Raw genomic sequence first — 13784 nt, forward strand, 5'->3', positions numbered from 1 at the left:
GTCCTCCCGGGGACGCGCCGCAGCACGCTGCGCAAACGCGTTTTTGTGCTGGCCCGGGAATCCGCTAGAGTTCAACACGTCGCCGGGACGCGCAAGCGGACCGAACCGACAGGCGGACGTAGCTCAGTTGGTAGAGCGCAACCTTGCCAAGGTTGAGGTCGCGAGTTCGAGCCTCGTCGTCCGCTCGCAGGAAGAGGGGACTCCCGGTCCCCTGCACTCCTGGTGGAGTGGCCGAGAGGCGAGGCAACGGCCTGCAAAGCCGTCTACACGGGTTCAAATCCCGTCTCCACCTCCAAGGACGATTAGCTCAGCGGGAGAGCGCTTCCCTGACACGGAAGAGGTCACTGGTTCAATCCCAGTATCGTCCACTGGACCAGTCGGCTCGTACGGCATGGTCCGGACCCGCGCGATTAGCTCAGCGGGAGAGCGCTTCCCTGACACGGAAGAGGTCACTGGTTCAATCCCAGTATCGCGCACGCACAGCCTGTGACCTTCGGGTCACGGTCCCGAGGACGATTAGCTCAGCGGGAGAGCGCTTCCCTGACACGGAAGAGGTCACTGGTTCAATCCCAGTATCGTCCACATCGCGCAATGCCCCCGGTCGTCTCGTACGACCGGGGGCTTCTTCGTGCCGCCCGGGCCCGGGCCCGGGCCCGGCGCCCCGTGCCCGATACTCCGAGGCGGGTGCTCCGGGGGCCGGGTTCAGCTGGAGAACAGCATGTGGCCGAAGCTCTTGTGCCGGTGGCCGTGTCCGTAGTGGCCGTGGTGGCCGCCGCCGTGCGGTGCGCCCCACGCGGGCGCGGGCGGGGCCGGATAGGCCTGCGGGGCGGGCGGGGGCGGCGCAGGCTGCGACCACTGGGCCTCCAGCCGGGTCAGCGCCTCCAGCTCGCCGTAGTCGAGGAAGATGCCGCGACAGCCGCTGCACTGCTCGATCTGGATGCCGTTGCGGTTGTAGGTGTGCATGGGCGCGTGGCACTTCGGGCACTGCATGCTCGGCTCAACTCCTCACCGGTGGGTCCTGCTTCGGGTACCGCCTGGACAGACTCCGTCCGGTCGCGGTCGGTTGCACCCTACTTCGGCAGGCCGTCGGCCAACTGGGCGGGGATCGCGGCCATTCGGTCGCAGGCGTCCACCACGGCCTGCTCCACCTCGTCCAGCGGGCGGCCCGCCGCGTCCGCCTTGGCCACGGCCCGTGCGGCGGTCTGCACGGTCAGGGCGCGGGCGGCGGTCTCCAGCGCCGCCCACGGGTCGCCGTCCACCGCAACGGCCGGGCCGCCCGCCGCCCGGTAGGCGGTGAGGAACCGCGTCCAGTCGCCGGGCGGCAGCAACCCGCAGGCGAACCAGGCCGCGGGGCGGGCCAGGTCCCACGCCGGTACGCCGGTGCCCAGGTCGTCGACGTCGATCAGCAGCCAGGGGCCGCCGGGGGCCGGGTGGCGCACGAGCTGGCCCAGGTGCAGGTCACCGTGGCAGACGGTGTGCGCGTCGGGCATGGGCGCCTCGGCACGGGCCCAGGCGGGCAGCGTGGTCCAGGCCCTCAGGACCGGGCGGGCCGCCGGGTGGCCGGGCGCCGCGGCGCGGAGCCGGGTGACGGCCAGGGCGGCCTTGACCGGGCCGCGCATGGGCGGCAGGCCGGCGGGCGCCGGGCTGCGGTGGAGCCGGGCGAGGAGCGTGGCGGCCGCTTCCCAGGGGGCCGCCTCGGGGGCGTCGGGGTCCACGGGTGTCCCGTACGGCCAGAGGGTGACGAGTCGGCCGGCGAGGGCCGTGGGGGCCGGGTCGAGCGGCGGGAGCAGGATCCCGGGCAGGCGGGCGGCCGTGGCGAGGCGGAGGGCGAGTGCGGTGGGGTCCGTGCCGGGTGCGTGGGCCTTCGCCACGGTGCCGCAGTGGCGGACCACCGTGGCGTCGGGGCGGTCGGCCAGGACGGTGCTCGCGCGGGGGCAGCCGGCCACCTCCGCGTGGGCCGCCTCGACTACCCGCGCGGTCAACTCGGGCAGCAGGACGTGGGCATCGACGACGGCGTCGGCATCGGCTTCGGCGGCTGTCACGGATTTCCCTGGAGGACGTACGGCGTGGTGGCGGTGAGCGTACGGGGTCGGCCTGGCGGCGGGTGCGCGCGGTGGGTGTGCGGGGGCGTGGTGTGTGCGGGGGCGTGGTGTGTGCGGGGCCCGCAGGATGTGCGGGCGCGGCACAGGGAGGGTTCCGGACACGACAATGCCGGCGCAGCTCCCCAGCTGCGCCGGCATTCTGCCGTCCGCCGCACCCCCGTCCCCACGGGGTTTCATGGGTCGATGTCCCCGCCCGGACCGCTCTTCCGGGCCTGGGGCGCCGCTCAGCGCCCCAGCATCACTCCCACGGACGACGCCTGTGTGGCCACTGTGTCCCAGCCGTCGAAGACGAGCAGGAGCAGGGCCGCCAGGGGAAGGGCCATCACGGTCGCCACCAGGGGGTGGCGGCGGCCCGTGCGGCGGGGACGCGTGAGGCGTCCCTGCGTGCGGAGCAGTGTCCGCGGTGCCGTGTGGGCCATGGTCCCTCTCCTGACCTTTTCGGTTGTCGTCGGCAGCGGCGAGTGTCTGACCTCGGGGGACGAGTGCTGCACCCGCCGCTTGACCTCAAATCTAGGCGTGCGACGGATGCCGGGCGTCATGCCCTCGTACCGATTGGCGGGCCTCCCGGAGGATGAGCCGTCGGCCGGGGCGTACTCCCCTGGGTGGAGACGCGCTCGCTCGTCTCGGGGTCTTCCCTGAAGGGGTGCCCCAACTGCCCGGCTTTTCCGGACACGGGCGGTGACATCGCTCACTTCCGTCTGCCGGACGGACGTCCTTCTCCCGCGCTCGCCGTCCTTCCCGGCCGCCGCCTTCCCCCTCTCTCCCACGGCATCCCCCGTGCCGCTCGTCGTACGTCTGTGCTGGTCCTGGCGGTGCCCAATCCCCCTCCCGGAGCGGGCGGTTGGGATCTCGCAGGGAGAGCGGTGGGCGCGTCGCCCGAACCACTGACCGCCCCTCAACTCTCGCGCACGGCACTGACAATCGATCGCGTCGAGAGGGCGCGGCCTCTGCGCGTGAGCGGTCCCGGAAACGTAAGCTGTGGCTCGTCACAGGGACCGGGCAGCGGGGATGAACATGGCGATGATGCGCCTGAGGCGCGAGGACCCGCGCGTCGTCGGCTCGTTCAGGCTTCACCGACGGCTCGGCGCGGGCGGGATGGGCGTGGTCTACCTCGGCTCCGACCGGAAGGGCCAGCGGGTCGCGCTGAAGGTCATCCGGCCGGATCTGGCGGAGGACCAGGAGTTCCGCTCCCGGTTCGCGCGCGAGGTGTCGGCGGCCCGGCGGATCCGGGGCGGCTGCACGGCGCGGCTGGTGGCCGCGGACCTGGAGGCGGACCGCCCGTGGTTCGCCACGCAGTACGTGCCCGGCCCCTCCCTGCACGACAAGGTCGCCGACGAGGGCGCGCTGTTCGCGGCGGAGGCCGCCGCCATCGGGGCCGCCCTGTCGGAGGGACTGGTCGCCGTCCATGAGGCCGGTGTGGTGCACCGGGACCTCAAGCCGTCCAACATCCTGCTGTCGCCCAAGGGCCCGCGGATCATCGACTTCGGCATCGCCTGGGCGACCGGCGCCTCGACGCTCACCCATGTCGGCACGGCCGTCGGCTCACCCGGGTTCCTCGCCCCGGAGCAGGTGCGCGGCGCCGCCGTCACCCCGGCGACCGACGTGTTCTCGCTGGGAGCGACGCTCGCCTACGCGTCGACGGGCGACTCGCCGTTCGGGCACGGCAGCTCCGAGGTGATGCTGTACCGCGTGGTGCACGAGGAGCCCCAGCTGCACGGTGTACCGGACGCGCTGGCTCCGCTCGTCCGGGCGTGCCTGGCCAAGGACCCCGAGGTACGGCCCAGCACCCTGCAGCTCTCGCTGCGGCTCAAGGAGATCGCCGCGCGCGAGGCACAGGGCCTGGGCGAGCTGCGGCCGCCGGCGCCGCGCGCCGCAGAGGCGGACCGGCCGACCGGCCGGATGGCCGACACGTACCCGGACCAGCAGCGCGCCACCTACCCCGGCCGACAGCGCGCCCCCCGTCCGGAACCGCAGCGCGCCCCCTACCCCGAGCAGCGGCGCGGCGGAGAGCAGCAGCAGGTCACCCCCTCCCCCGCACGCGGCCGGCGGCGTCCGCAGGCCGCCTCCCCGGCCTCGCCCCGTACGCCCGCACCGCGCGGCAGCGCGCCGTCCTCGCGCGGCGGTGCTCCCTCCTCGCGGGGCGGCGCACCGTCGCGGGACGGCGGGGCACCGCGCGGGACGGGCGCGTCCTCCCGCGCGGGTGGCGGGCGGTCGATCCCCGCGTCCCGGAGCGGTTCGCGGACGGGCGGCGGGCGGCCCGCTGCGCGCGGCGGCCCGGGGCGGCAGCGTCCGCGCGGTACGTCCACCGGTCTGCGGCCCGCCAACCCGCGGCTGCTGCGACAGCGGCTGTTCGTGTTCGTGGTGGTGACGCTGCTGGTGGCGCTCGGTATCGCGGCGGCGCAGGGCTGCCAGGGCCCCTCGCGGGGGCTCGGTGACGACGGGGGCGGCGTACGGGTGGGGCAGGCGCACGTTCCGGGGGGCGTCTCGGCCTCCGGTGTCCGGCCCGGGGCGGACTAGCGTTCCGCCGCGTTCGCCACAGAACCCGGCGGACGGGCCGGACCGCCGGGTCGGCAAGATCCGGTGATCCGCCGGACCGCCGTATCCGCCTGATTGCCGTACCCGCCGGATTACCGGACCTGCCGGATTGCCGTACCCGCCGGACGGATCGCCGTTCTAGGCGCCCGCGCGGCCCGTGGCGACGGCGTAGAAGGCGACCGCGGCGGCGGCGCCGACGTTCAGGGAGTCGACGCCGTGGGACATGGGGATGCGCACCCACGCGTCGGCCGCGGCGAGCGCCCGGCGGGACAGGCCGTCGCCCTCCGCGCCGAGCATCAGCGCGACCCGGTCCATCCGGTGCGGGGCTACCTCGTCCAGGGCGCGGGCCTGCTCGTCGGGGGTGAGGGAGAGCAGGGTGAATCCGGCCTCGCGGACCGCGCCCAGGCCCATGGGCCAGGTGTCGAGCCGGGCGTACGGGACGGAGAAGACCGCGCCCATCGAGACCTTGACGCTCCGGCGGTAGAGGGGGTCGGCGCAGTCCGGTGAGAGCAGGACCGCGTCCATGCCGAGGGCGGCGGCGGAGCGGAAGATCGCGCCGATGTTGGTGTGGTCGTTGACCGCCTCCATGACCGCGACGCGGCGGGCGCTGCCCAGCAGGTCGGTGGCCGTGGGCAGCGGCTTGCGCCGCATGGAGGCTAGGGCGCCGCGGTGCACGTGGTAGCCGGTGACCTGCTCGGCGAGGGCGGGGGCGACGACGTAGACCGGCGCGTCGAGCGCGTCGACGACGTCGCGCATGGCCTCGGCCCACTTGGCGGACAGCAGCATCGAGCGCATCTCGTACCCGGCGTCCCCGGCCCGCCGGATGACCTTTTCGCCCTCGGCGATGAACAGGCCCTCGGCGGGTTCGCGCCGACGGCGCAGTTCCACGTCGGTCAGGTCCGTGTAGTCGCGCAGACGCGGGTCGTCGGGGTCCTCGACGGTGATGAGATCGGCCACGGGAAGACACTGCCTTGTCTGGTGCGGAGGGTTCCTGGTGCGGGGGTTCCTGGTGCGGTGGGTTCCCGCCGGCGGGGCTTCGGCTGCGGGCGGCCCGGATCAGGCCGGGCGGGGGCCCACGGCGACGACCGGGCCGACGACGATGACGGCCGGCGGCTTCACCTGCTGGGCGCGCACGGTCTCGGCGACGGTCGCGAGGGTGGCGTCGACGCGGCGCTGTGCGGCCGTCGTGCCCTCCTGAACCAGGGCGACCGGGGTGTCCGGGGACTTGCCGTGGGCCACCAGCGCCTCGGCGATCCGGCCTATCTTGTCGACGCCCATGAGGATGACGAGCGTGCCGGTCAGCTTCGCCAGGCTGGGCCAGTCGACCAGGGAACGTTCGTCGTCGGGGGCCACATGGCCGCTGACCACCGTGAACTCGTGGGCGACTCCCCGGTGGGTGACCGGGATGCCCGCGGCGCTCGGTACGGAGATGGAGCTGGAGATGCCGGGCACCACCGTGCACGGGATGCCCGCCTCGGCGAGCGCCTGGACCTCTTCCATGCCGCGGCCGAAGACGTAGGGGTCGCCGCCCTTGAGCCGCACCACCGCCTTGCCCTGCTTGGCGTGCTCGACGAGCGCGTTGTTGATGGCCTCCTGGGCCATGGAACGGCCGTAGGGGATCTTCGCGGCGTCGATCACCTCGACGTGCGGCGGGAGTTCGGCGAGCAGGTCGCGCGGGCCGAGCCGGTCGGCGATGACGACGTCCGCCGCCGCGAGGAGGCGGCGCCCGCGGACCGTGATCAGGTCCGGGTCGCCGGGGCCGCCGCCGACCAGGGCGACGCCGGGGGTGCGGTTGCGGTGGTGGGGGGCGACCAGCGTGCCGTCGCGCAGGCCCTCGACGACCGCGTCACGGACGGCGGCGGTGTGGCGGGGGTCGCGATCGCTCGCGCTGGTGGTGAGCACGGCGACGGTGACGCCCGCGCTGTGGCCGGTGGCCGGGGTCCAGGCCGTCGCCTCGTCGGCGTCGTCGGCGCGCACGCACCACACGCGCCGGCGCTCGCCCTCGGCGGAGGCCTGGGTGTTGGCGTCGTGGTCGCCGGTGGCGATCAGCGCGTACCAGGCGTCCGCGAGGTCGCCGTCCCGGTACGGCCGACGCTGCCAGGCGATCTCACCGGCGTCCGCCATGGCCTCGACGGAGGCCGTCGCCTCGGGCGAGACGAGGACGATGTCCGCGCCGGCCGCGATGAGCGCCGGCAGGCGGCGCTGGGCGACCTGGCCGCCGCCGAGAACGACCACACGACGGCCGGTCAGGCGGAGGCCTACGGGGTAGGCGGGGTGTTCGGCCATGGGTGTGCGGCTCCTCGTCCGGGCGGCGGTCGCGGCGGCGGTGCGCGGCGTGGGGAAGCGATCGAAGCAGTCGAGCGGTGCTGAGGGGTACGGAGGGGGCGCTGCGGCTCCGGAGCGGCCCTGACGTGCGGATCTTAGACGTGGGTTCAGGGTACGGCGGGGCCGGGGGGCGCGCAGGAAGCGTCCGTCCCGGCCCCGGCCGTTCCCGTCACTTCTCGGTGACGCCCGCCGAGTCGAACGTCGCCACCTCGTGCATCGCGCGTGCCGTGCTCTGCACCAGTGGCAGGGCGAGCAACGCGCCCGTGCCCTCGCCGAGGCGCAGGTCGAGGTCGACCAAGGGGCGCAGGCCGAGCTTGTTGAGCGCGGCGACGTGGCCCGGTTCGGCGCTGCGGTGCCCGGCGATGCAGGCGGCCAGGACCTCCGGGGCGATCGCTCGGGCCACCAGCGCCGCGGCGCCGGCGCTGACGCCGTCCAGGATCACCGGTGTACGCAGCGACGCGCCGCCCAGCAGCAGACCGACCATGGCCGCGTGCTCGAACCCGCCGACCGCGGCGAGCACGCCGATGGGGTCGGCGGGGTCGGGCCGGTGCACGTCGAGGGCGCGGCGGACCACCTCGGTCTTACGGGCCAGCGTCTCGTCGCTGATGCCGGTGCCCCGGCCGGTGACCTCGGCCGGGTCGGCGCCGGTGTAGACGGAGATGAGAGCCGCGGACGCGGTGGTGTTGGCGATGCCCATCTCGCCGGTGAGCAGTGCCTTGTTGCCGGCCGCCACCAGGTCGCGGGCGGTCTCGATGCCGACCTCGATGGCCTGCTTGGCCTCTTCGCGGGTCATCGCGGGACCGGTGGTCATGTCGGACGTGCCGGCGCGGATCTTGCGGGGCAGCAGGCCCGGGGTGGCCGGGAGGTCGGCGGCCACGCCCACGTCGACGATGCAGACCTCTGCGCCCACCTGGCTCGCGAAGGCGTTGCAGACCGCTCCCCCGCCCAGGAAGTTGGCCACCATCTGGGCGGTGACCTCCTGCGGCCAGGGGGTGACGCCCTGGGCGTGCACGCCGTGGTCACCGGCGAAGATCGCCACGGCCGCCGGCTCCGGGATCGGCGGCGGGCACTGCCGGGACAGGCCCGACAGCTGCGCGGAGATGATCTCCAGCATGCCGAGGGCACCGGCCGGCTTGGTCATCCGCTTCTGCCGCTCCCAGGCCTCGCCGAGCGCCTTGGCGTCCAGCGGGCGGATCTGGGCGACGGTCTCGGCGAGCAGGTCGTGCGGGTCCTCGCCGGGCAGGGCGCGACGGCCGTACGTCTCCTCGTGGACCACCCAGGACAGCGGGCGGCGCTTGGACCAGCCGGCCTGCATCAGCTCGGGCTCGTCCGGGAACTCGTCGACGTACCCGACGCACAGGTACGCGATGATCTCCAGGTGCTCGGGCAGGCCGAGGGCGCGGACCATCTCCCGCTCGTCGAAGAAGCTGACCCAGCCGACGCCGAGGCCCTCGGCGCGGGCGGCGAGCCACAGGTTCTCGACGGCGAGCGCGGCGGAGTACGGAGCCATCTGCGGCTGGGTGTGCCGGCCGAGGGTGTGCCGGCCGCCGCGGGTCGGGTCGGCGGTGACGACGATGTTCACCGGGGTGTCGAGGATGGCCTCGATCTTCAGTTCCTTGAACTGCTTGGCGCGGCCCTTCGGCAGCGACTTGGCGTACGCGTCGCGCTGTCGCACGGCCAGTTCGTGCATCGCCCGGCGGGTGTCGGCGGAGCGGATGACGACGAAGTCCCAGGGCTGGGAGTGGCCGACGCTGGGGGCGGTGTGGGCCGCCTCCAGAACGCGCAGCAGCACCTCGTGCGGGATGGGGTCGCTGCGGAAGCCGTTGCGGATGTCGCGGCGCTCGCGCATCACCTTGAGCACGGCCTCGCGCTCGGCCTCGTCGTAGCCGGGCGCGGCGGGGCCCGTGGGCAGCGGTGCCTCGGCCGCGGCGGACGCGTTCCCCACCTGGGTCTCCTCCGGGTGCTCCACCTCGGAGCCTTCCTGGCCGGCGACCCGTGTGTCCAGGTCGTCCGCCCGCTGGACCACGTCGGGGTCCGGCTCGTCGGGCGCGGCGGGGACGGCGTCGCCCGCGCGGGGTGCCGGGACGGGGACGGCGATCGCGGGCTCCTGCGGCTCCTGGAACTCCTGGGGCCCGTGGGGCTGCTGGGCCTGGGGCTGCTGGGCCTCGGGCTCCTGCGGGGCCTCGGCGGTGGGCAGCGGGTGCGCCTGCTGGTCCGTCGGGGCCTGCTGGGCCAAGGGCTGGTCCTGCTGGGCCAAGGGCTGGTCCTGCGGGACGACGAGCGGGTGCGGCGGGGTCGGGGACAGGTGCGGGGCGGTCGGCACCGTTCCCTCGACCGGTACGAACTGCCCCACGGGCGCGTCGGCCGCCGGGGCGGCGATCGGTTCGGCGGGCTGGAGCTGCTCGGGGGCCTCGGCGGGCTGGGGCGCTGCCGCGCCGGGGGCGACCGCCGAGGCGGCGATCGGGTCTCCGGCGGGGGCTGACCCTTCGGCGGGAACCGCTGCGGGGGCGTCGGCGGGGTCCGGAGCCGGGGGCGTTTGCGGGGCATCGGCCGGGGGCAGGGCATCGGCGGCTTCGGGCGCGGCGGCGGCTTCGGGCACGCTCGGTGCGTCGGGTGTGTGAGGCGCTTCGGGCGCGTGAGGCGCTTCGGGCTCCTCCGGAGCCGGGGGCGCCTCGGTGGCCTGGGTGGGGTGCGGGGTACCTGGTTCGGTCGGCGGGGTGACCGCCTCGGCGACGGGCTGCACGGGGGCCGGCACGGCTTCTTCCTGCTGAGCGGCCTGTGCCTGTGCCGGTGCCTCACCGGTCGGGGCCTCGTCCTGGGCGGCTGCGTCGGGCAGGGGCGCCGCCACCTCCGACTCGGCGGGCGCGGCCTCTGCCTCGACCGCCTCGACCGCCTCTCCCACGCCGGGGGCGCCGGGGGTCTGCGTCTGCGGGTCAGCGGCCTCCTGCGGGGCCGCCGGAACCGGCGTGGGGCCCTGCGGTGTCTGCGGGGCCTCGGCGGCCTGCTGGGACGCGGAGGGCTCCTCGGCGGGCGCGGTCTCCTCGGGGGCGGCCGCCTCCTCGGCGCCAGGAGCCTGTGCGACGGCGGGAGTCCCGTCGGCGACGCCGTGCTGGACGGCCTGCGGGAGACCGTCCGTACCGGGGGCCTGGGCGGCCTCCGGCACGTGCGGAGCTCGGGCGGCCGCCACGGCCTCCACGGCGTGGCCGTTCTCCGCAGCGGCCTCGCCCTCGGGGGCCTCGCCCTCCCCGGGCGCCGTCGCCGACGGAGCCTGGTCGGCCTCCGTGGCCTGGACGGCCTCGGCGGCGGGCGCCACCTGCGGAGCGGGAGCCCCGGGCGCAGGCGCGGACGTGGCTTCGGCCGTCGCGACCGCTTCGGAGGCGCCGCCCGTCTCCGCGACGGGGGCAGCTTCACCGGAGTCGCGGGACGGTACGGCCGCCGAGTCGCCCTCGGAGACCTGCGCGGCGGCGACGGTCTCGCCGTCCTCGGGCGCCTGCCCGGTCACCGGACCCGCGGGATCGGTCACGCCGTCGGCGCCGGAAGCGGGCAGGTGAGCCGTGGCGGGAGCCGCCCCGCCGGCCGCCGGGCTCGCCGTGCTCTCCTCGCGCGGCTCGTTAGGCCCGCTCGCCTCGGCGTCGTCGCCTTCCGGTGCCTGCCCGTCCGCGGGCTGCTGGACGCCCTCCGGCTCGGGCGTGGCCTCGGGGGCGTGCTGCGCATCGGGAACCGCTGTCCCCGCCTGGGCCGTGATCCGGGCCACGGCGGCCTGGGCCGCACCGGCCGGCTCGGCATCCGGAACAACCGTTTCCGCAGCCGTCGCCCGCGCGTCCGCCTGCGGGACAGCGGGAGCGGGCGCGGGCGCCTGGAGGGTCGGCACGGCCTGCGCGCCCCAGGGAGCCGCGCCCTGCGGCGCCCCCTGGGGAGCCCCGTGCGACTGCGGCACGGCTGCCTGCGCGCCCGCCTGCCGGCCGTCGAAGTGCTCGGGCGCCGCACCGGTCGCGGCCGGTACGGGCTGGCGGACCGGCGCGCCCGCCGGGCCGCGGTCGGCCAGCGACCGCACCGGACTCGCGGAGGCGTCCGGGGTCGGCGGACCGAGGTGCAGCGGCCGGCGCGGAGGCGACGCGGGCGCGGGCGGCCCGGCCGCGGGGTCGGGGTGCAGGACGCCGGTCAGGTCGACGGAGCCGCTGTCACGGCCGGACGTCTCGTGCGGGCCCGGCTCGTGGACGGCCTCGACGACCGGCTCCGGGGCGGGCGGCGGCACTTCGTTGCCCCATGCGCCCTGGGAGCCCGGCAGCAGCAGGTCTTCGTCCTCGGCGGGAGACTCGGAGAGGTAGGTGTACGCGCCGTGTGCGGGGACGCCCGGCTGCTCCACCATGCCTGCGCTCTCCGGCAGTCCCTCGGCCGGGACCTGGCCGGTGTCGGTCATGCGTACCCCTCGCCCATCGGTTAGTGCTCCTACGACCAGCTCACCGGGGACGGCGCACCGACCGCCCCCAGTGAAGAACGAGCGTCCGTGCCCAGCGGCACGAACGACCCGCCCAAAAAAGGCGACAAAGCCATTGAGTGGCATTGTGGCGGTCGATCGCCCGCCGCGACAGCGTCATCCGTCACGGTCCGCTGTGGACTGCGCCACGTTGCGCGTCCTCCGGTTCTGCCGTACCACACCCCTCGCAAAACGGGCGGGTTTTCCGGACATTGACGAACGAAGCTCCGGAACCCCCAGTGCGGTACAACGATCGGCCAGCCTACCGCGCGCGGTACGACAACCCGATCACGGGGCGCGCTCCGAAAGGCCCGGCCGGGTGACCCGCCGCCGGCCTTCAGCGCGTGGCTTCCCCGCGCGGCATCTCCCCGCCGAGCAGGAACGCGACGCTCCGCTCGGTCTCCGTCCAGGCCCTGGTGTCGAGTTCGACGGACTGCAGCAGGGCGCACTCGACGCGGTAGCCGTGCTCGGTGAGGCCGCGGCCGACGCGTTCGGCCTCGTCGCGGGTCGCGGCGTGCGCGACGATGCGCTGCGGGCGCCGGTCGGCGACGGCTTCGACGACGGCCGCTCCCCCGCCGCCGACCCGGACCACGTCCGGTTCGGGCAGGTCCTCCAGGACATGCGGGGCGAGGCCGTGCACGACCTGGAGCTGGACCCCGAACCGGCGCGCGGCGGCCTCGGTGCGGGCGCAGGCCTGCGGATCGCGGTCGACGGCGATGACGGCGGCGCCGCCGCGGGCCGCCTCGGTGGCGAACGCCCCGCTGCCGCAGCCGATGTCCCAGACGAGGTCTCCGACGCGCGGGCCCAGGCGGGCGAGTTGGGCGGCCCGCAGCAGGTCCGCCTCCCCCTCGCCGAGCGGTGCGCCGTAGGCCTCGGCGGGCTGGGTCCAGCCGCGCGGCCCGTCGGCCGGGTCGCGTCCGGCGATCCAGCCGCCGCCCTCGCCCGCGCCGCTCCGGCCGCCGTTGCCGCCGATGACGATGACGACGTTCGGGTCGCGCCAGGTGTGGTCGGCGGCCTTGTCCGAGGTGACGACGGTGACCTGTTCGCGCTCGGTGCCGAGTTCCTCGCAGATGACGAAGGTGCGGTGGACGCCGTCGAGGAGCAGGCCCAGTTCCGCGGGTCCGGCGCCGGGCGCGGTCAGTACGGCGACCTTGGTGTGGGCGCGGCACACGTTCACTGCGCGTCGCAGGGTGCGTTTGTGGGCGACGACCACTTGGGCGTCGTCCCAGGGCATTCCGGCGCGGGCGAAGGCGGCGGCGACGGAGGAGACGGCGGGGACGACCTCGACCTCCAGGCCGAACTCGGGCGCGCGCAGGGTGCGTACGACGCCGAAGAAGGCCGGGTCGCCGTCGGCGATGACGACGGCGGTGCCGCGGTGTCCGGCGATGCGCCGGGCGGCGAGGGCGACGCTGCCGAGGCGGATGCGTTCGGCGGCGGGGGGCACCTCGGGCAGTGCGAGGTGGTGCGCCGCGCCCGCCACGAGGGTGGCGGCGCCGAGGGCGCCGCGCGCCGCTTCGGTCAGCGGCGAGCCGTCCCAGCCGATCACCGTGACCCGGTCGGCCATCGTTGTCAGTCTCCAGGGGGATGAAGCAGGTCGTCAGGGGCGACGCCCGAGTGCGGGCTCCGTGAGGTTACCTGGTGGAGCCGCGGGGCGCGCGGTGGGGCAGCGGTGCGCCGGGGCCCCGTACGGTCAGTTCCAGTCGGTGAACGAGGTGAAACCGCTGCTGTCGGCCAGTTCCTCGTCGGTGCCCTCCAGGTCCTCCGGGAGCAGGCTCCAGACGATGAAGTCGGTGCGGACGTCGGTCCAGCCGCCGTCCTCGGCGCGGACGTGGGCTATGCAGGCGTTGCGCAGCACACCCTCGCTGATGCAGCCGATCTTCTGGGCGACCTGCTGGGAGGCGGTGTTGCCGGCGGCGGTGCGCAGTTCGATGCGTTCGAACTTCTGGTCGCCGAACAGCCACTGGGCGGTGGCCCTGGCGGACTCGGAGGCGTACCCCTCGCCGCGCGCCCAGGGGGCGATGACGTACGACAGTTCGGTGGCGCGGACGTGCCAGTTGGTCTTGGTCAGCTGGACGATGCCGACCAGGCGCTGGGTGAGGAACTCGGTGACCGCGAGGTCGAGGCCGCGGCCCGCGGTGCGCTCGGCGGGGGCGTGGTCGCCGATCCAGCGGCGGGCGGCTGCCTCGGTGAAGGGCTGGGGGACGTCGGTCCAGGCCGCGACCTGTTCGTCGTTCATCATCTCGGCCAGCGCGGGGACGTCGTCCTCGTCGAGAGGGCGCAGCACCAACCGCTCCGTGCTGATGGAGATGTTGGGGAAGGTGCTAGTCATGGCGCCGCTCCGTAAC

9 protein-coding genes and 5 tRNA genes are annotated in these 13784 nt (G+C 75.2%); 6 read left to right on the forward strand and 8 right to left on the reverse strand.

What is annotated here, in order from left to right; all coding sequences use genetic code 11:
* The first annotated feature begins 112 nt into the window (after positions 1–112).
* The 5 genes from ACFC02_RS01700 (at position 113) to ACFC02_RS01720 (ending at position 582) form a co-directional block, all read left to right on the forward strand.
* A tRNA-Gly gene (locus tag ACFC02_RS01700) sits at positions 113–185 on the forward strand.
* A 36-nt stretch (positions 186–221) separates the two neighbouring features.
* Positions 222–295: transfer RNA gene (locus ACFC02_RS01705), tRNA-Cys, on the forward strand.
* 1 nt (position 296) lies between these two features.
* Positions 297–368: transfer RNA gene (locus ACFC02_RS01710), tRNA-Val, on the forward strand.
* 36 nt (positions 369–404) lie between these two features.
* Positions 405–476, forward strand: a tRNA-Val gene (locus tag ACFC02_RS01715).
* A gap of 34 nt (positions 477–510) precedes the next feature.
* Positions 511–582: transfer RNA gene (locus ACFC02_RS01720), tRNA-Val, on the forward strand.
* Positions 583–702: 120 nt separating this feature from the next.
* Here ACFC02_RS01720 and ACFC02_RS01725 read toward each other — a convergent pair.
* The 3 genes from ACFC02_RS01725 to ACFC02_RS01735 form a co-directional block, all read right to left on the reverse strand.
* On the reverse strand, positions 703–990 hold the full coding sequence (locus tag ACFC02_RS01725) for a zf-TFIIB domain-containing protein (protein WP_360965418.1): 288 nt from the start codon (positions 988–990) through the stop codon (positions 703–705).
* 80 nt (positions 991–1070) lie between these two features.
* Positions 1071–2042 carry a phosphotransferase family protein gene (locus ACFC02_RS01730; protein ID WP_376350698.1) on the reverse strand — a complete coding sequence of 324 codons (972 nt, stop codon included), beginning with the start codon at positions 2040–2042 and terminating at the stop codon, positions 1071–1073.
* A gap of 284 nt (positions 2043–2326) precedes the next feature.
* A complete protein-coding gene (locus ACFC02_RS01735) occupies positions 2327–2521 on the reverse strand; it encodes a hypothetical protein (protein ID WP_360965421.1) in 195 nt (64 codons plus the stop codon).
* A 589-nt stretch (positions 2522–3110) separates the two neighbouring features.
* On the opposite strand from ACFC02_RS01735, the gene ACFC02_RS01740 reads away from it, so the two are divergent.
* The gene (locus ACFC02_RS01740; protein ID WP_376350702.1) at positions 3111–4619 is read left to right on the forward strand and encodes a protein kinase; all 1509 of its coding nucleotides are present in this window, start codon (positions 3111–3113) and stop codon (positions 4617–4619) included.
* Positions 4620–4775: 156 nt separating this feature from the next.
* Here ACFC02_RS01740 and ACFC02_RS01745 read toward each other — a convergent pair whose 3' ends face one another.
* The 5 genes from ACFC02_RS01745 to ACFC02_RS01765 all read right to left on the reverse strand — a co-directional run bounded on the left by ACFC02_RS01745 (position 4776) and on the right by ACFC02_RS01765 (position 13768).
* Positions 4776–5594, reverse strand: a complete 819-nt coding sequence (locus tag ACFC02_RS01745; RefSeq protein WP_376350705.1) for a TrmH family RNA methyltransferase — start codon at positions 5592–5594, stop codon at positions 4776–4778.
* Positions 5595–5693: 99 nt separating this feature from the next.
* Positions 5694–6923, reverse strand: coding sequence for a uroporphyrinogen-III C-methyltransferase (gene cobA / locus ACFC02_RS01750; protein WP_376350708.1), 1230 nt, complete (start codon positions 6921–6923; stop codon positions 5694–5696).
* Between the two features lie 208 nt (positions 6924–7131).
* Entirely contained in the window at positions 7132–11382 is a 4251-nt protein-coding gene (gene cobT / locus ACFC02_RS01755; RefSeq protein WP_376350711.1) for a nicotinate-nucleotide--dimethylbenzimidazole phosphoribosyltransferase, read from the reverse strand.
* A 394-nt stretch (positions 11383–11776) separates the two neighbouring features.
* Entirely contained in the window at positions 11777–13003 is a 1227-nt protein-coding gene (gene cbiE / locus ACFC02_RS01760; protein ID WP_376350714.1) for a precorrin-6y C5,15-methyltransferase (decarboxylating) subunit CbiE, read from the reverse strand.
* A 126-nt stretch (positions 13004–13129) separates the two neighbouring features.
* The gene (locus ACFC02_RS01765) at positions 13130–13768 is read right to left on the reverse strand and encodes a GNAT family N-acetyltransferase (protein WP_376350717.1); all 639 of its coding nucleotides are present in this window, start codon (positions 13766–13768) and stop codon (positions 13130–13132) included.
* Positions 13769–13784: the final 16 nt, after the last annotated feature.

It is taken from the genome of Streptomyces sp. NPDC056160 (assembly GCF_042268205.1).
In the GTDB taxonomy this organism is placed as follows: Bacteria; Actinomycetota; Actinomycetes; order Streptomycetales; family Streptomycetaceae; genus Streptomyces.

What these genes read in the sequence shown, in the direction of transcription:
- cobA (WP_376350708.1), bottom strand. Translation starts at nt 6,923, where the DNA reads ATGGCCGAACACCCCGCCTACCCCGTAGGCCTCCGCCTGACCGGCCGT.
- ACFC02_RS01725 (WP_360965418.1), bottom strand. Translation starts at nt 990, where the DNA reads ATGCAGTGCCCGAAGTGCCACGCGCCCATGCACACCTACAACCGCAAC.
- cbiE (WP_376350714.1), bottom strand. Translation starts at nt 13,003, where the DNA reads ATGGCCGACCGGGTCACGGTGATCGGCTGGGACGGCTCGCCGCTGACC.
- cobT (WP_376350711.1), bottom strand. Translation starts at nt 11,382, where the DNA reads ATGACCGACACCGGCCAGGTCCCGGCCGAGGGACTGCCGGAGAGCGCA.
- ACFC02_RS01765 (WP_376350717.1), bottom strand. Translation starts at nt 13,768, where the DNA reads ATGACTAGCACCTTCCCCAACATCTCCATCAGCACGGAGCGGTTGGTG.
- ACFC02_RS01740 (WP_376350702.1), top strand. Translation starts at nt 3,111, where the DNA reads ATGAACATGGCGATGATGCGCCTGAGGCGCGAGGACCCGCGCGTCGTC.
- ACFC02_RS01735 (WP_360965421.1), bottom strand. Translation starts at nt 2,521, where the DNA reads ATGGCCCACACGGCACCGCGGACACTGCTCCGCACGCAGGGACGCCTC.